The organism is Agromyces aureus (genome assembly GCF_001660485.1).
Taxonomy (GTDB): domain Bacteria; phylum Actinomycetota; class Actinomycetes; order Actinomycetales; family Microbacteriaceae; genus Agromyces; species Agromyces aureus.
In genome coordinates, this window is sequence record NZ_CP013979.1 from 1,307,621 (window position 1) to 1,325,247 (window position 17,627).

15 protein-coding genes are annotated in these 17,627 nt (G+C 64.9%); 13 read left to right on the top strand and 2 right to left on the bottom strand.

Annotation, left to right across the window (positions count from 1 at the left end):
- Nucleotides 1-16 precede the first annotated feature (16 nt).
- A complete protein-coding gene (locus ATC03_RS05565; RefSeq protein WP_055855900.1) occupies nt 17-658 on the top strand; it encodes a thymidine kinase in 642 nt (213 codons plus the stop codon).
- A 20-nt stretch (nt 659-678) separates the two neighbouring features.
- Here ATC03_RS05565 and ATC03_RS05570 read toward each other — a convergent pair whose 3' ends face one another.
- Entirely contained in the window at nt 679-1,413 is a 735-nt protein-coding gene (locus ATC03_RS05570) for a CPBP family glutamic-type intramembrane protease (protein WP_161490316.1), read from the bottom strand.
- A gap of 93 nt (nt 1,414-1,506) precedes the next feature.
- Here ATC03_RS05570 and ATC03_RS05575 point away from each other — a divergent pair, with 93 nt between their 5' ends.
- The 7 genes from ATC03_RS05575 to ATC03_RS05605 all read left to right on the top strand — a co-directional run bounded on the left by ATC03_RS05575 (nt 1,507) and on the right by ATC03_RS05605 (nt 9,617).
- Entirely contained in the window at nt 1,507-3,027 is a 1,521-nt protein-coding gene (locus ATC03_RS05575) for a tyrosine-protein kinase domain-containing protein (protein ID WP_067874155.1), read from the top strand.
- The gene (locus tag ATC03_RS05580; RefSeq protein WP_084003312.1) at nt 3,024-3,701 is read left to right on the top strand and encodes an arsenate reductase/protein-tyrosine-phosphatase family protein; all 678 of its coding nucleotides are present in this window, start codon (nt 3,024-3,026) and stop codon (nt 3,699-3,701) included. The genes ATC03_RS05575 and ATC03_RS05580 overlap by 4 nt, the downstream gene beginning before the upstream one ends.
- On the top strand, nt 3,691-4,638 hold the full coding sequence (locus tag ATC03_RS05585; RefSeq protein ID WP_152030878.1) for a hypothetical protein: 948 nt from the start codon (nt 3,691-3,693) through the stop codon (nt 4,636-4,638). Before ATC03_RS05580 ends, ATC03_RS05585 begins: the two co-directional genes overlap by 11 nt.
- Before the next feature lie 26 nt (nt 4,639-4,664).
- Entirely contained in the window at nt 4,665-6,104 is a 1,440-nt protein-coding gene (locus ATC03_RS05590; RefSeq protein WP_227820240.1) for a sugar transferase, read from the top strand.
- Nucleotides 6,105-6,641: 537 nt separating this feature from the next.
- Nucleotides 6,642-7,217: a glycosyltransferase gene (locus tag ATC03_RS20520; RefSeq protein ID WP_161490317.1), complete on the top strand. Its 576-nt coding sequence runs from the start codon at nt 6,642-6,644 to the stop codon at nt 7,215-7,217.
- On the top strand, nt 7,162-8,334 hold the full coding sequence (locus ATC03_RS19725; RefSeq protein WP_084003314.1) for a glycosyltransferase family 4 protein: 1,173 nt from the start codon (nt 7,162-7,164) through the stop codon (nt 8,332-8,334). Before ATC03_RS20520 ends, ATC03_RS19725 begins: the two co-directional genes overlap by 56 nt.
- A gap of 20 nt (nt 8,335-8,354) precedes the next feature.
- Nucleotides 8,355-9,617: an O-antigen ligase family protein gene (locus ATC03_RS05605; RefSeq protein WP_152030879.1), complete on the top strand. Its 1,263-nt coding sequence runs from the start codon at nt 8,355-8,357 to the stop codon at nt 9,615-9,617.
- On the opposite strand, the gene ATC03_RS05610 is transcribed toward ATC03_RS05605, so the two are convergent.
- Entirely contained in the window at nt 9,597-10,583 is a 987-nt protein-coding gene (locus ATC03_RS05610) for a glycosyltransferase family protein (RefSeq protein ID WP_152030880.1), read from the bottom strand. The genes ATC03_RS05605 and ATC03_RS05610 overlap by 21 nt on opposite strands.
- 485 nt (nt 10,584-11,068) lie before the next feature.
- Between ATC03_RS05610 and ATC03_RS19730 the strand changes: the two genes are divergently transcribed.
- From ATC03_RS19730 to ATC03_RS05625, 5 genes are all read left to right on the top strand, one after another.
- Nucleotides 11,069-12,118, top strand: coding sequence for a polysaccharide pyruvyl transferase family protein (locus tag ATC03_RS19730; protein WP_161490318.1), 1,050 nt, complete (start codon nt 11,069-11,071; stop codon nt 12,116-12,118).
- On the top strand, nt 12,115-12,990 hold the full coding sequence (locus ATC03_RS05615; RefSeq protein WP_152030881.1) for a glycosyltransferase family A protein: 876 nt from the start codon (nt 12,115-12,117) through the stop codon (nt 12,988-12,990). Before ATC03_RS19730 ends, ATC03_RS05615 begins: the two co-directional genes overlap by 4 nt.
- On the top strand, nt 12,987-14,516 hold the full coding sequence (locus ATC03_RS05620; protein ID WP_074400980.1) for a lipopolysaccharide biosynthesis protein: 1,530 nt from the start codon (nt 12,987-12,989) through the stop codon (nt 14,514-14,516). The genes ATC03_RS05615 and ATC03_RS05620 overlap by 4 nt, the downstream gene beginning before the upstream one ends.
- Before the next feature lie 324 nt (nt 14,517-14,840).
- A complete protein-coding gene (locus ATC03_RS19735) occupies nt 14,841-15,488 on the top strand; it encodes a polysaccharide pyruvyl transferase family protein (protein WP_227820278.1) in 648 nt (215 codons plus the stop codon).
- 420 nt (nt 15,489-15,908) lie between these two features.
- Nucleotides 15,909-17,621 carry a DUF4012 domain-containing protein gene (locus ATC03_RS05625; RefSeq protein WP_084003317.1) on the top strand — a complete coding sequence of 571 codons (1,713 nt, stop codon included), beginning with the start codon at nt 15,909-15,911 and terminating at the stop codon, nt 17,619-17,621.
- Nucleotides 17,622-17,627 lie beyond the last annotated feature (6 nt).

A 17,627-nucleotide genomic window follows, 5' to 3' on the forward strand; every position in this document is an offset into this window, starting at 1 on the left:
AGGTCCGGAGCGCCTGATGGCGAAGCTGTACTTCCGCTACGGCGCCATGAACTCGGGCAAGTCGACCGCGCTGCTGCAGGCGGCGTTCAACTACGAGGAGCGCGGGCACGGCGTGCTGCTCGCCAAGCCCTCGGTCGACACCAAGGGCGATCGCGACATCGTCTCGCGGCTCGGCGTCGTGCGCGAGGTCGACTTCGTGATCGCTCCAGACGCGAACGCGCGCGAGCTGTTCGAGCAGCGCCGGGCGATCTCGGCGGCCGAGAACGGTCGCGACGTGAGCTGCCTGCTCGTCGACGAGGCGCAGTTCCTCACGGGCGAGCAGGTCGACGACCTGCTGCGCATCGCGCTCATCGAGGGCATCCCGGTGCTGGCCTACGGCATCCGCACCGACTTCCAGACGGTCGCGTTCCCCGGCAGTCGTCGCCTGCTCGAGGTCGCGCACAGCCTCGAAGAGCTGAAGACGATCTGCCGCTGCGGCCGCAAGGCCATCTTCAACGGGCGCACGATCGACGGCCGGTTCGTGTTCGACGGCGACCAGGTCGCGATCGACGCTTCGACGGAGCTCAGCGCGAGCGGCGCTCAGACCGTCACCTACGAGTCGCTCTGCGGCGTCTGCTACCTCGAGGAGTCGGGCGGCGTGCTGAACGGCCGCCACTGAGCGACGCGCGCACGCGGCCCTCAGGTGACGATCGCCAGCACGAGCAGCCCGTTGAACACCACGTGGGCGATGATCGCGCCGCCGATCCGGCCGGTCGCGGCCGCGAGCGCGCCGGCAGCCAGGCCGAACACGAACGTGCTCACGAAGGCGACGCCGGCGGCGGTCGGTGACAGCGCGGCGCCCTGGGCGAGATGGGCGAGCCCGAACACCAGCGCGCTCACCACGACGGCGACGGATGCCGCGACGGCCGCCCGCGCGCGGGTGCGACGCTGCACGGCTCGCTGCACCAGCCCGCGGTAGAACGTCTCCTCGATGAGCGGCCCCAGCAGCACGGGTGCGAGCACGAGGCCGAACCAGAAGGCGAACCCGGTGGGCAGGGCGAGCACGCCGCCGTCGAGCGAGGTGCGTCCGGTCCAGGCGAGCTCGATCACGGTCACGAGTCCGCGCACGAGGAGGCCCGTGCCGACACCCCAGAGCAGGTCGATGAAGCGGAAGCGCAGCCCGAAGTCGGCGGCGAACGATCGACGGCCGCGCGCGACATCCGCGATGCAGAGCACGAGCACGAGGGGCACCCAGACGGCCAGGTAGGCACCGAGCACCTGCAGCCACTCGTCGATGACGACGGTGCGGGTGAGCCAGGCCCAGCCGAGCGAGCAGGCGGCCGCGAGCAGGATGCCGACGGCGGCATCCGTCACGCCCCAGCGCACGGCGGAGTCGTCGGCGCCGCCGAAAGAGGGAGTGTCGGTTGTTGACACACCCCCACTCCCCGGGGCATGTTGAGAGGGTGCCACGGGGCTTAGCGTATCCGTGTCACGATTCGGCACGCTGCGGGGACGGGGCCTGAACACGTGGAACTACGCGACTACATCCGCATCTTGCGGCAGAGCTGGGTGCTGATCGCGTTGCTCACGCTCCTCGGCGTCGCCGCCGGTGCCGTGTTCTCGATCATGCAGACGCCGCTGTACAGCTCGTCGGCGAAGGTGTTCGTGTCGACGTCGAGCGGCGACTCGATCGGCGAGCGGACCCAGGGCAACACCTTCACGCAGCAGCGCGTCAAGACGTACGCCGACCTCGTGTCGACGCCCATCGTGCTGCTGCCGGCGATCGCCTCGCTGCAGGTCGACATGACCAGTGACGAACTCGCGCGCGAGGTCACCGCCGTCAACCTGCCCGACACGACGCTCATCGAGATCACGGTCACCGACGCCGACCCGGCCCTCGCCGCCGAGGTCGCGACGGCCATCTCCGAGAGCCTGACGAATGTCGTCGCGGCCATCGAGACCACGGGTCCGACCGGTGGCGACCCGGCCGCGGCCGACACCGGTGCAGAGGGTGTCGCCGGTGCCGACAGCGCGGCGACCGGCACCTCGCCCGTGCGACTCACGCTCGTGCAGCACGCAGCCGTGCCGCAGAAGCCCGTGAGCCCGAACGTTCCCCTGAACATCGCGCTCGGCGGCCTGATCGGGCTCGCGCTCGGCGTCGGCGCGGCCGTGCTCCGCGAGACGCTCGACACGCGCATCCGCAACGAGCGCGACCTCGAGCAGGTCACCGACACTCCGGTGATCGGCGGCATCGTGTACGACCCGAAGGCGAAGGAACGCCCGCTCATCGTGCACGCCGACCCGCACTCGCCTCGCGCGGAGTCGTTCCGCGCGCTGCGCACGAACCTGCAGTTCCTCGACGCCGGCCGCCCCGAGCGGTCGTTCGTGGTGACGTCGTCGATCGAGTCGGAGGGCAAGTCGACGACGGCGGCGAACCTCGCGATCGCCCTGGCGGATGCCGGTGCCCGGGTGCTGCTCGTCGACGCCGACCTTCGGCGTCCGAAGGTCGCGTCGTACCTCGGCATCGAGGGTGCGGTCGGGCTCACCGACCTGCTGATCGGCCGTGCCGAACTGCAGGACGTCATCCAGCCGTGGGGTCGCAGCCAGTTGTACGTGCTGCCGGCGGGTCGCGTGCCACCCAACCCCAGCGAGCTGCTCGGCTCCGTGGTCATGGCCGAGACCGTCAAGGAGCTGAACCGCGCCTTCGACGTCGTGCTCTTCGATGCGCCGCCGCTGCTGCCGGTGACGGATGCCGCGGTGCTGACGCGCGCCGCGGGCGGGGCGATCCTCGTGGTCGCGGTGGGGCGCGCGCACAAGGGCCAGGTCAAGGGTGCGTTCGCCGTGCTCGAGAACGTCGACGCCAACGTGTCGGGCATCGTGCTCACGATGCTGCCGACCAAGGGCCCCGACGCCTACGGCTACGGCCGCTACGGCTATGGATACGGGTACGGCTACGGCTACGGATACGCCCCGAAGGAGGAAGCGCCCGTGCCGGCCGCGGAGCGTGCGGAGCCTGCGCCGAAGGCGGAGACGGCGGCCGGCGCGTGAACGTGCTCGTCGTGTGCACCGGCAACATCTGCAGGTCGCCCGTGGCCGAGCAGGTGCTGGCCGCCCGCCTCGCGGATGCCGGCGCCGAAGGGGTCTCGGTCTCGAGCGCCGGCACGGGTGCGCTCGTCGGCCACCCCATGACGCCGGAGGCCGCCATGCTCTCGGTGCGCTACGGTGCCGACCCCGCCGGACACGCCGCACGGCAGCTCACCGAACAGCTCGTGCTCGACGCCGACCTCGTGCTCACGGCGACCCGCGCGCATCGCGCCCAGGTCGCCGAGCTCGTGCCACGTGCCGCCCGGCGCGCGTATACGCTGCGGGAGTTCGCCCGGGTGGTCGCCTACCTGGCGGACGAGGGCGAGCTCGACGCCGACCTCGACGCGGCATCCGCAGACCTCATCCTGAACCGCCCATCGTCGAGTCCCGCACCCCAGGGCCTCGATCCCACCCACCCCGGCATCGCCGACCGCCTCCAACGGGCGACGGATGCCGCAGCACGATCCCGTGGCCTCGCGCCACCGCCGTCCGACCCGAACGACGACGACATCCTCGATCCGTACCGCGCGCCCGACGCGGTGTACGACGAGGCCGGACGATTGATCGACGAAGCCGTCGAGTCCATCGTGTCCGCGCTCGCCACGACGTCGGTGCCGGGTGGTCGCGGTGGCTCGTAGCGATTCCCCGCAGGCACGTCTCGCCACCGCCCCCTGGGCCGTTGCGGCGATCGTCGTGTTCGTGCTCGTCGACGCAGCCCTCGTGTGGTGGGCGCTGGCGTCGGTTCGCCCGGAGTCGAGCACGCCGCAACGCGAGGTGCTCCCCACGATCCCGGCTCTGCCGAGCGGGTCGCCCGCCCAGACGGATGCCCCGGCAGCGACCGCGCCGACCGAGCCGGCGCCCGCCACCGGCATCCGCCCGACCGTGATGATCGCCGCGCTCGACGCGAACACCGCCTACCGGGGTGCGACCGGCACCTGTCAGGCCGCGGAGGCCACGATCGAGGTGACCGTCGATGGCGGTGCCACCTGGACCGCGGGCTTCACGGAGGGCCTGACCGAGCTGCAGTCCGTCGAAGCGAGCGAGGGCGACATCGTCACGATGGTGGCCCGCGACCCGGCCTGCGCCCTCGGCCGCTACCGCAGCTACGTGCAGGGCGACGACTGGGAACCGACGGGAGAGGCCGAACCCGCGTGGTACCTCGACGGCGGGCGCGTCGTCGGACCGAACGGCGACTCGGCGCCGTGCGAGGCCGACGCCGGCGCCGTGCAGGTCGCGGGCTCGGCGCTGACCTCGGCCGCCGTGCTGTGCGCCTCGGGCGAGCTGCTCATCACGGCCGATGTCGGCGCCACGTGGTCGGCGGACACCGCGTCGGGTGCGGTCGCGCTCGCCGGCGGGCCCACCGGCTACCTCGTGGCGGTCACGGGCGACGGATGCCGCGGCATCCGCATCGCCGTCGTCGACCCCGCTGCCGAAGACGAACCGCAACCGGGCGCCTGCCTCGAGGCCGACCCCGCGCCCGGAACCACCGCGATCGATGTCGCGCCCGACGGCACCCTGTGGGCCTGGACCGGGGGAGTGCTCGCCCGCTCGGCAGACGGGGGTGCGACGTGGTGATGGGCCGCTTCTACGCAGCCGCGACGATGTCGACCACGGCATGGGCGTCGCAACTGGCGAGCCGTGTGCGAATCACGGACCTGCTCGTGCTGCTCTGGGTGGTGTTCGGCACGCAGATCGCCTGGGTCGGCCTCGACTATACGGCCACCGGCTTCAGCGGCTCTCGCGGTGACATCGCCGTCAGCTACACGATCGTGTCACTGATCATCGTCGCAGCATGGATGCTCGCGCTCGAGCTGTACGACACGCGCTCACCGCGAGTGCTCGGTCTCGGCACGCAGGAGTACCGAGCCGTGGCTGATGCCGCACTGCGACTTTTCGGCCTCGTCGCGATCGTGGCGTTCCTCTTCAAGGTCGACATCGGCCGCGGGTACATTCTCGTCTCCTTCCCGCTCGGGGTGCTCGTGCTCCTGTTCTCGCGTTGGATGTGGCGCCAATGGCTCGGCGTGATGCGCAAGCGGGGCGAGTACTCGTCGCGGGTGCTGCTGGTCGGCTCCGAGGAATCCGTCACCCTGATCGCACGCGAGCTCGCGCGGATGCCCGAAGCCGGCTATCGCGTCGCCGGGGCATGCGTGCCAGGGCATGGCGGCGCCTACCTGCCCGGCACGCAGATCCCGGTCGAGTACGGCGTGAACCACGCGCTCGCCGTCATGCGCGACTTCGGGGCGGACACGGTGATCATCACGAGCGCCGACGAGCTCGGACCCGAGCGGGTGAAGGAACTCAGTTGGGGGCTGAACCCCGGCGCGGAACACCTTGTCGTCGCGCCGAGCCTCATCGACATCGGCGGCCCGCGCATCCATACGCGCCCGGTGGCCGGGCTGCCGCTCATGCACGTCGAGACGCCGAAGTTCGAGGGGCGCAAGCTCGTCGCGAAGCGCGTGTTCGACCTCATCGTGGCGTTCGCGCTCGTGGTCGTGCTCTCACCGTTGTTCGTGGTGCTCGCGGTCGCGGTCAAGACATCCTCGGCTGGACCGGTGTTCTATCGACAGGAGCGTGTCGGGCTCAAGGGGCGGCCGTTCACGATGCTCAAGTTCCGCTCGATGGGCGACGGCGCGGACGCGGAGCTCGCCGGGCTGCTCGCCGCGAATGGAACCGACACGGCACCGCTCTTCAAGGTGCAGAACGACCCGAGGGTCACACGCATCGGACGGGTGCTGCGCAAGTACTCGCTCGACGAACTGCCGCAGCTGTTCAACGTGCTGCACGGCACGATGAGCCTCGTCGGACCACGGCCGCAACGTCGCGCAGAGGTCGAACTCTACGACCGGGCGGCAGGGCGGCGCCTGTTCGTCCAACCCGGAATGACGGGGCTCTGGCAAGTGAGCGGTCGCTCGACGCTCTCTTGGGAGGAGAGCGTGCGCCTCGACCTGTACTACGTCGAGAACTGGTCGATCACGGGCGACTTCGCGATCCTCTGGCGGACGTTCCGCGCGGTTCTCGCCCCGGGCTCCGAGGCTGGGTAGCGCGTGGGTGGTCTCATAGTGCACGAGTGGATTGAACCAACCGGTGGCTCGGAGAACGTACTCGAGCGATTCATCGCCCTGTATCCGGAGAGCGAAGTGTTGTGTTTGTGGAACAACGCTGCGCAACGATTCGACGGCGCGCGGATTCGGGAATCGTGGCTGTCACGAACGCCGTTGCGTAGATCGAAAGCGCTAGCGCTTCCGGCCGCCGCGCTAGCTTGGCGTACCAGAAGTGAAGATGCGGAGTGGGTGCTCGTGAGCTCTCATGCGTTCGCCCATCACGTGCGAACCAAAGCAAGGAATCCACGCACTCCGAAGCTTGTTTATGCGCACACGCCGGCTCGGTATCTTTGGGAGCCGGATCTTGATCCGCGAGGGAGCTCGCCGTTGTTCCGGGCGGTAGCGTCACCACTACGCGGAATCGATGCAAGACGAGCCCAGGAAGCGACGAGTATCGCGGCCAACAGCATATTCGTCGCGCAACGAGTTCGGCGGGCGTGGGGGAGAACCGCGAGCGTCATCTATCCGCCGGTTTCCGTGAAGGCAATTCAGGATCGCGACGCGTGGAGCCAGCGTCTCACCGACCAAGATCACGATGTGCTCGCGAACCTGCCGGATGAGTTCATACTCAGCGCTTCTCGATTTGTCAGGTACAAGCGTCTGGAAGATGCCATTCGGATCGGCGAGATCACACGAATTCCTGTGGTAATCGCCGGATCAGGGCCAGATAGCCGGTATCTCCGGCAAGCTGCGGAGCGTTCGGCCGCAGAGGTGCGGTTTGTGGACCAACCATCGGATTGGCTGCTCTACGCGTTGTACGAACGAGCGCTCGTGTTCGTATTCACCGCGATCGAGGATTTTGGCATCATGCCGGTCGAGGCCATGGCCGCCGGCACCCCCGTGATCGTCAACGCGATCGGGGGGGCACGAGAGCCAGTTGAGATGTTGGGAGGCGGTGCTGTCTTGCGAGACGACTCCGAAGCTGGGATACAGAGGGCGCTGAAGGACGCTCTTTCCACGGATCGGGACGCACTGCGGATGGGTGTCCAGGCGTTCGATGTCGAAGAGTTCGACGCGAACGTTGTTCGATGGCGGGAGGCCTCAATTGCCTGACGCAAGTGCAGCCGACAAACTACGCGTCATTTTCGTCGAACACACTGGCCAACCCGGCGGTGGACAGCTTGGCATCGAGCGCTACCTTGGTGCCGACAGCGGCCACGATCGTCGAATTGTCTTCCTGGAATCCGGCCCCGTCAGCCAACGGCTCTCGGATCAGTCAGTACATGTTGAGACCTTGGGCGAACCAACCGGAAGGTGGTTCGGGCTTCTTCGGACGCCAAGACTGATCGCTCGCCTCCGACACAGTTCGTACGACGTGGTCGTTGCAAACAGCATGAAGGCCGCGACCGCCATGGTCCTTGCGCCGCGGGGCAACGGGGTACGGGTTCTCTACCTTCGAGACGATCTCAACCGAGAGCGACTTTCGGCTGTCCGGTGGTGGTTCCTGGCACGGGTGGTGGCGCGCAGCTTCGATGCGTTCCTCGCAAACTCAGCGTGGACGGCTTCCACCATTCCAGCGGCCCTCGGTGCGCGGCCTGTCCGTGTCGCCTATCCAGTGAGCGGGACCCGGTGCGGAGGATCCCTCCCGGCGACACCTTCGGAGAGCCTTGCGATTCTCTCTCTGAGCCGAATCGCGGCGTGGAAGGGCACGCATGTTCTCATCGAAGCATTGAGAATCCTCGAGGAACGGGGGGTGAGGTTTACAGCCACCATTGCGGGCAGCGCGCTCTTTCAGAGCAAGAAATATGAGGAACAGGTCCGGCGGATGGCCGCCGCGCTCCGATCCGACGTTTCATTTGTAGGGCAGGTAAGCGATGTCACAACGCTTCTCAATACCCACAACGTACTTGTGAGCTCAAACGTCACGCCGGAACCCTTTGGACAGGTCCTGATCCAAGGGATGAGTTCTGGGCTCGCGGTCGTGGCGACGAATATCGGCGGGCCCATCGAGATCACCGAAGGCGGCGTGAGCGGGCTGCTCGTCGAAGCGAATAGCGCCGAATCGCTTGCAGACGGGCTTCAGCAATTGAGCGAAGTGAAGTCGGTGCGGACTGGATTCGTCGAGTTGGGGCGGCAGAGAGCCGCAGCGTTCGTGGACGAGGTGACCGTGCCGGCACTCGACGATGCAATTCAAGAACTTCATGCGTCTGTGATGCGGGGTCGAGGATGAGTCGGCGGGCCAATGCGCCGTTGGTCGAGTTGCAGCCGCGGCAGTCGCTAACGAAACGCATAGCGGTCGGATTGATCTTCGCTTCGCTCGCGGTCAACGTCGTCGTTCCAAAAGCAGGCGTCAAGGTTGGCGACGTTCCAGTTACGGCTGGGACCATCGTCTGCGTTTTGGCCCTCATCGTCGGCCTATTTGCGTTCCTCGCGGGCAGGCGAATCAATTTCACGCCTGTCACGACCTTGATCATGGTTCTTAGCGGGTATATGGGCGTCCGGAGCCTCATCGACTGGATGCTGGGAGAAGTCCGCATCGAGTACGTTTGGGGACTCGTCGTCGGCCCGATGCTTTTTGTCCTAGTCTCGAATGCCCTCACAACAAGCCGAGAAATCGAAATTGCGGTGAAGATCCTTGTGGTCGGGTTCGTACTGGTGACCGCTTACGCAGTGCTCCAGTACATTCTTGGCGTAAACGCAGTAGCGATCCCCGGAATCACGGTTAATCTCACTGACTATCAGACCGGTGCCGAATGGTACCTCCAGAAACACAATCGGGTTGGGTCAGGGTCGAAGCTTTTCTCCACGTATCAGAACGGCAATCTGCTTGGTGTGAACCTCTTGCTGATCTTCCCTGTCGTGTATGAGGTTGTGCGGCGCCAGTGGAAGCTTCCGGCGCTCGTCGCATTCGTTGCTGTTGCCATGCTTACGCTCTCCCGAAGCGCATGGCTGGGAGTGGCTGCGTACCTGGCATTTCGATTCGTCTTTACGAAGTCGGCCACCGCCGCCGCCGCCGCCGCTCGCATTTTCGCTGGTATTGCTCTGATCATCGCTGGCGCTGCACTCTTTGGTGCGTTTCCTCAGGTGACCGACAGGCTGTTCGGTTCGAACGTGGACTATCTAACGCGCCTTTCGGGACGGACGCCTCGCCTTACCCAACTAATTGAAAGTACGATCACTAACCCGATCGCCGTGTTCTTTGGCCCGCAAGGAATTAGCGAGTACGAGGGCGGTGCGTATGAGATCACCTACGCCGCGGTCTATCTGGCTGGCGGTCTCATCGCCTTGGCGTTGCTGGTTGCGATACTGGTTCGTTCAATTCACAGCCTCCTCAAGTCTGTCGACCGTGTGGCCATCGGGGTGGGCTTTGGAATCATGGTTTACGCCGTTGCATCGTTTATCGAAGGTGGGTTCTGGCTGCCGCCGACGCCCTCCCTCTTCTGGATGATTCTGGGGTTGGGCTTCGCCGCGGCCGCGCAGCCCGGTGCAACGCTATCGGCGAGGCGCGGCTAGGCGCTCGTGATACACCGAAGCAAACTCCCGCCCGAGGAGGCCCCAGTCGCGCATGCGAAGATCCGGGCGGGAGCCTTTCTGGCGGCCACGGACTACGGCGAGCGTATCGAGCAGGTGCCGGGAGCTCAGCGCCCCGCTATACACATGCACCCATTGATCTCCGACTTCTGCTTTTAGCCGGGTGGACATGGGGGTCTCGGGCAACAGGATAGGCCGGGAAAGCGTGAGAGCGAGCATCGCTGCTCCAGAGTTATAGAGGTGTTCGTATGGCAGCACCACCAATTCCGCAGAGCGAATAGATGTCGCGAGCTCCTCATCGGAGAGCAGCCTCGGGTCCACGTCGAGCCAGGGCTCACGGATTGCACTCTGCACGAGTGACTCGACTAGTACGGCATCATCCGACGGCCCTACGATTCTCAGTCGGATTTGGCTATACGGTTGAGCGTCTCGAACTACGTCGACGAGGTGCTCGAGCCCTTTGTAGCGTCGAATATGCCCAAAGTTCACGATGAGGCCCTCATGCGGAGCGATCTCCGGGTAGCTGCCGAAGATCGGAGCGTAATCGCCATGGGGGATCACATAAACCGGGCCGTCGACGCTCGTCGCATCGATTGGATCCATCGCAATCCATGCTGTTGTCATCGCATCGAGGCGACGGCCCAGCCGCTGACTCGTCTTCGACCACTTCTCATGTGGTTCGAGGTTGTGCAACGTTCGCACAATCGGTTCACGAGTCAACCGGAGCCTCGCCACTAGGGCTGAGGCGAGGACCGTTTTCACCAGACTCTTGAGTGGCGATGTTTGGCTTCGTATGAGGTGTTCCGGCCAGTGCATGTGCAGAATGTCGTACTGCCCGAATATCGCCCGGTGCCAGGAGAACTCGAGTGGCGAGACTCCATCAGGCAGCGATTCGGCCAGAAGTCGTACGTAAGGGTTCGTTCCTTTGCTCCAGATGACAGATTGCAAGACTCGAACCTGTGCCGAGGCGGTCGAAGGTGGCGATCCAGCGAGTTTCATAGGACTTCAGTATGTGGTGGCCCAGCGCGGCGACACGGCATTCAGTTCGCGCGCTTTGCTAGATTCGAGGCGCGCGGCTGGTTCGCAGCCCGGGTCATTCATGGGGGATGAAATGGCGTGTGTAGTTTGTAGGGCCAGTCGGCTCGGGGGTTGGCGCTGCGCGGGGTTGACGGTAGGTCGAGCGACTCATTCTGGTACCAGCTCGGAGTATGTCTGCCGAACGTAAACCGGAATCAACTCGCCGCTTTGCGGCCAGAACTAGCTTCGCGAATCTGCTTACCAAGGGGGACGACGTACGTGGCTAAGTATCCGGAGGCAGCGTCTGGCTGTTCTCGTAGGGTCTGGTCGAGGCGGCGTTCCTCGGCTTTGAGCGCTAGATCGGCCTGCTGGATCGGGAGCAAAACCGGAACACCGTCCACGAGGGAGCGCTCGTGTTGAGCACGAGTGATGTCGCGTACCTGAAGACCTTGCAGGGAAGCACCATCGAGGCATTGAAGCGAGCCATCGGCCCCGCGACAAACGTTGCCATCCTCGATGTACCGAATCAGCGCAACGTCGGTGACTCACTCATATGGGCTGGCGAACTCGCATACCTTGAGAAGCTTGGCCTGCGAATCCGCTATATAGCCGACTCCCGCGGATACCACCCAGGCGACCTGCGGGCTGCAATGCCGGAGGGAGTAGTGCTCCTGCATGGCGGCGGAAACTTCGGAGATCTATGGCCGACCCATCAATTGCATCGCGAGCGGGTCGTGACCGAGCTGCAAGAGTTTCGCGTCGTTCTCCTGCCCCAGTCCGTGTACTTCGGTTCGCGCGAGGCAGCGGCGCGGGCCAACTCAGTGATGGGCGCGCATCCCGATTTCACGGCTCTTTTGCGAGACCGAGAGTCGATGGATCGCGCCATGGTCGACCTTCCTGACGTTCAGATTGAGTTTTGCTTCGATATGGCGTTTGGTTTTGAGCCGCGAGGATTCTCCGTTGCGAGAGCAGACAGAGTCGTAGTCATTGGACGGCGAGACCACGAGAGTTCCTCCGGCTTGGCCGAGGTTCCCAGCGACTGGCTCGGCGTGTCGAACTTGGTGCTCACCGACTGGGGCCCGATCGGCGGTGCGGCAGGCTTGCGGTGGAAGATTGACCGGGCAATCGTGAAGCTAGACGCCAATCTCATGAGGTTCAGCGGCAAGCCAAGCCCTGCGCGTCTGAATACTCTTCATCGACTGGCTGAGAGGGCGATCCACGACATAAATGCGCTAAACATCGCGACTGCGCTGCGTTTGTATGCGGGTTCAAAGCTCTTGGTCGTGGATCGACTTCATGCCCACGTGCTCGCTGGCCTTCTCGGCATCAATCACATCGCGCTCGACAATAGCTATCGCAAGATCGGTTCTGTTTTCGACGAGTATTCGGGCCATCTTTCGACTGCGCACTACGCAACAAGTCTCGAGGCCGCCCGAATGAGGGCGAGAGAATTGTTGGTTGAATGATGCTCGCCTTCGTCACATCGCTGCGGCACCCGCAGAATTCCAACGACTATTCACGGGTCGAGGCTCTGTTGGCCGAAACGCTCGAATCGGTCACACGCCAAACCAACCGCGAGTTTGTGGTGATCGTGGTTGGTAATAAGCGCCCGGCGTTCGAGCTTCCTGAGCGTGCCTACTTCGTCCCGGTTGACTTCCCGCCGCCAGCGCCGCCGGATGGGCCACGGACCGCTCGTGGACCGTTCGTGTGGGACAAAGGCACGAAGATAGGTATCGGTCTGGCTAAGGCGCGCGAGTTCAGGCCAGATCACGTCATGATTTTCGACGCCGACGATTTTGTGCACTCGGGGATCGCTGAGTACGTAACCGCGCGTCCGGGGCATAGCGGCTGGGTCATTGAGCGGGGTTGGAAGTATTCGCGCGCCCGAAACGCCTATCGCAGACAGGCGAAGTTCAATCGCACGTGCGGGACCAGCTTTATTTTGCCGTTTGAGGCCTACGGAGTTCCGGAGGGTCTGGCGATTACGGCGAGTCAGCAGATGGTGGCAGATGCCTTTGGCGAGCGACTTGAGACGATCCTCGGGGCGCACCATGACGCCCGGGAATGGCATGCGGCGCATGGTCGGGTCCTAGAGCGATATCCGATGAGGGCCGCGGTCTACCAAGTAGATACTGGTGAGAATCACTCCGGCACGGCTATGAAGGGCCTCGCACACCCGCTGGATCGAAAGTTCATCGATGAATTCGGGGTGCGGCCGCAGCTGGGGGCCGCCATTAGGATTTGGCGATCGATCGGCCCCCTGGCGGTGCTCCAGACAGGGATGATTGCGCTTCAGCGCCTTTCCGCGGGAGTCAAGCGTGTATTCGGGGCGAAATGACCAACGCCGACGGCCTAGGGCGCAAGGCTTCTCAGTCAATCGGCTGGGTACTCGCCGAGCGGTGGTCGTCGCGGTTGATTACACTCGCGGTGTTCGCCACGCTTGCGCGCCTTCTAGAACCAAGCGAGTTCGGTCTGATTTCTCTCGCAACTTCGATCATTGCGGTGCTGCAGGTATTCGTCGATTCGGGGTTCAGCAAGGCGCTTATCCAGCGGCGCGAGCTATCGCCCAAGGATGCCTCAACCGCGTTCTGGACGTCCATTGCCATCGCTCTGTCCGTTTACGGGCTTCTCGCCCTGACGGCAGTACCGGTGGCGTCAGCGCTTGGCGAACCTGAGCTTGCGCCTGTCCTCTACGTGATGGGGTTAGTGCTGCCGATCGGTGCGCTTTCGGGAACGCCAGCAGCGCTTCTTGAACGCGAGTTCCGCTTCAAGTCGCTCTCGATCCGTCAGTCCGCGGGGACCTTCGCCGGGGCTATGGTTGCCATTCCGGTCGCGGTGCTGGGGGGCGGCGTGTGGGCGCTCGCGTTGCAATCGCTCGCAGCGGCAATCGCGGCGGTTGTCACCCTGTGGGCCGCCTCGGAATGGCGTCCTCGATTCGAGTTCTCGATTTCATCACTTCGCGGTCTCTGGAAAGTGGGCTCGAGCGTCCTGGGTATCGAACTATTGGACGCGATCCAGTCGAACATAGACAAAATCCTGATCGGCGTGTTCTTCACATCCAGCGACCTCGGTTACTACTACCTCGCTCAGCGGATCGGAACAATTCTCATCGAGCTTGTGACTTCGGTAATTGCGCGCATATCGCTCACCACTTTCTCTCGAGTGCAGGACGATCTTCCGCGGCTCAATCGCATCTTTCGGCAACTCACGTTTGCGGCTGCCGCCGTGAGCTTTCCGTTCTTTGCTTTTGTCGCCGTACTTGGCCCGCAACTCGTGCCGTTGCTGTTTGGCCCCGGGTGGGAAGCAGCCGTGCCGCTGATGTGGATACTTGCGCCGGGCTGGGCATTCGGGACGATCATGTATTTCGATCGACCCGTTATGCTTTCGACCGGCCACGCCCGCGCTGCGCTCGGGCTTGCGGTCCTGCAGGCGGGGCTTGGTATTGTCGCGGTCTTCCTGTTGCTACCTCTCGGGATCGTCGGCGTCGCGCTCTCGAGGCTTTCGCGGGTCCTCACGTGGCCATTGCGATTAGTGCTGCTGCACCGATATATAGGATTGCGAGTCTGGAGTTACCTCGGTCAGGTTGCGCGATGCGGGGTCGCGATCGCTCCTCCTATAGTTGCGATCGTGCTGCTTCAGACGACCACGTGGGCGAACGTTGCGGGCGCCGCCTGGGTGTTTGCCTTGCCAGTCGCGCTCGTCGGGGGAGCCGTCTATGCCGCCTTGCTCTGGTTGATCGCGGGTGCTGAGAACCGCGACGTGCTCCGACGAGCCGCAGCGCCAGCAGCAGGCTATGTATCAGGGCTAGCTGGTCGTCGCCATCGGCGCGAGTCCAAGGCCGATGGTCAACTCGGTGACCAGTGATCCAGGTGTCGACATCGGTAACGGCCACGGCTGGGGGAAGGATTGGGCAAATCCAGTGCTCAGGGCGACTTGTTTTCGCGCCGCAGTATCGGAGGCGGGGGTATTGGGGACGGCTCGGATGATCGAGGTGCGACATTGACCGTTGAGTTATATGCCTGGCGGCCCAGGTTGCCACTAGTGAACGTTCCATTGCTTCGTCGAGTTCGCGGACGTCGTCGACATAATTTCGGAGACGAGCTCGGCCCCATCGTTGTTCGAGGTGTGCTCGACAGGCTGGGCCTCACTGAAGACGCTGCTTCCGGTAAGCACGAGCGATTGGTCACGGTGGGTTCCGTTCTGCACTTTGCAAAACGCGGCGACCACATCTGGGGGTCCGGAATAAACGGCAAGGTGGCAAGACCCCTACGAGTTAAGGGTGGCGAACTAACAATTCATGCTGTCCGCGGTCCACGGACTCGCCGATACCTGATGGATCACGGCCACGACGTTCCCCCTATCTACGGCGACCCCGCGCTGCTTATTTCGCACGTGGACAAACGATTTCGACTCGCTGGGGCCGAAAAGCAGCGTCAGCTGCTCGTTGTCCCCAACCTCAATGACATGCCGCGCTACCGTAGCCATCCGCAGGCGATCTCGCCGTTGGCTGACCCGCTAGAGATCGCACGACTTATTTCTTCAAGCGAGTTCGTAGTCGGTTCCTCATTGCATGCGATGGTCTTGGCGGATCTGTTCGGTGTACCTTGCCGGCCGTTGATGTCTGCCTACGAGAACGACTTCAAGTACGACGACTATTACCTAGGGACGGGTCGGGAGCTTCCAGAATTTGCGCGGGACGTTGAGCACGCCATTCGCCTAGGCGGCATAGACGAGCTGGTATTTCGCCCAGAGCCAATTCTGCGAGCATTTCCGCACGAACTCTTTCGCGCGGGAGGGGAGCGAACGTCGGAGTTCACTCCAGTGCCAATCGAGTGAACGAGGCATAGGCGAGTCAATCGGGCTTGCCCTGGGCAGCGAGACCCGAATTCGGCGACGCGCGACTTGGCACGTGCCTGCTTCATCCGCGCGCTGCACCGGGCTACGCTCTTGATCGTGACGCCGTCTTCCGGGGGTTCGGAGTCGTCGGGTCGGAACCATGGGGATGGGGAATCCGGCCGACGCCATGAGTCGAGCCGTTCCGGCGACTCGCACCATTCGAGTTCGGGCCGTTCGCACGGTTCCAGCTCCGGCTCGGGCCGCTCGCACGGCTCGAGTTCGAGCTCCGGCTCGAGCTCCGGACGCTCGCGCAGCTCGAGCTCCGGGCGCTCTCATCACCACAGTTCGAGCAAGCGCCGTAAGCAGCAGCGCCGGAAGCGCATCATCACCTGGTCGATCGTCGGTGTCCTCGCGCTGCTGGTGTTCGCGGTCGCCTGGATCGGCATCCGCGGGTTCCTCGCCGTGAACGAGTTGCAGGCCGCGGTGCCGCTGGCGAAGACCGCGCAGAAGCAGATCGTCGTGGGCGACGCCGAGGCGGCGCAGCGCGCGGCTGACGAACTGGCCGGGCATGCGGCATCCGCTGCCTCGTTGACGGGCGACCCGATCTGGCGCGGCGCCGAGGTGCTGCCGGTGATCGGCCCGAACCTCGAGGTGGTGCGCGTCGTGTCGGCGTCGGTCGACCGCATCGCGCGCGATGCCGTGGTGCCGCTTGCGTCTTCGGCCGGCACGATCGACGCCGGGGCGTTCGCGCCGAGCGAGGGATCGCTCGACCTGCAGGCCATGATCGACCTGCAGGAGCCCGTGCACGAGGCGCGCGTCGCCTTCGACACGGCCTCGGTCGCACTCGGCGACGTGGCCGATGCGTCCGTGATCGGCCCGCTCGCCGATGCACGCAACGAGCTGACGGCCATGGTCGACGAAACCGGGGGCGTGGTCGTGGGGTTCGACAACGCGGTGCGACTGCTGCCCCCCATGCTCGGCGCCGACGGGCCGCGCGACACGCTGCTGCTGTTCCAGAACAACGCCGAACTGCGCTCGCTCGGCGGGGTGCCGGGATCGATGGCGCTCGTGCACGCCGACGGCGGCGCGGTCGCGATGACACAGCAGGCGGCGACCGGCGACTTCCCGGTCTATCCCAAGCGGGTGGTCGACATGCCGGTCGAGACGCGCGCGCTCTGGGGCGAGAACACCGCGCGATACGTGCAGGACGTCACGTTCACCCCGCAGTTCCCGCTCGCGGCGACGATCGCGCGCGAGATGTGGAAGCGCCAGTTCGGCACCGAGGTGCAGTCGGTCGTCGCCGTCGACCCGGTCATGCTGAGCTACCTGCTGCGCGCGACGGGGCCCATCACGATCAGCACCGGCGACCAGCTCACGAGCGAGAACGCCGTGCAGTACCTGCTCAGCGACGTCTACGCGCGGTATCCGGTCTCGCAGCAGGACGCGATCTTCGCCGAGGTCGCCTCGACCGTCTTCGCGAGCCTCGCATCGGGCAGCGCCGACCCGCAGGCACTCGTCGAGGCGGTCGCGCAGGCCGGTGCCGAGCGCCGCATCCTGGTGTGGAACGCGGATGTCGAGGAGCAGGCCGTGCTGGCCGGCACGACGATCGCGGGCGGCCTGCCCGAGAGCACCGACGCCGAGCAGGCGTTCGGCGTCTACCTCAACGACATGACCGGGTCGAAGATGGACCCCTACCTCGACGTGCAGGTCGGCGCGGGCGTCGTCACGTGCCGTAATGATGGGCTGCCGAACTACGACATCGTCGTGAAGCTCACGAACACCGCGCCGGCGGATGCCGCGACGAGCCTCTCGTCGTACGTCACCGGCGGCGGCGAGTACGGCACCCCGCCCGGGTCGATCACGACGTCGGTGCACGTCTACAGCGCGCAGGGCACCTACAACCTGGGCGTGCTGCTCGACGACGAGCCGGTCGGCTACCACCCGACGTCGGACTCGGGTTACACGCTGAGCAAGGTGGTGTCCCGCTTGGCTCCCGGCGAGAGCGCCGAGTACCGGTTCGGGTTCCTCGGCGGCGAAGCGGGCGAGAAGCGTACTCTCCTCGAAACGACTCCACTCGTTTACACGCCCGAAACATTGGGGGTCGCGCTTTCCTGTGAATCTGCCATAAGGTGAGGTTCG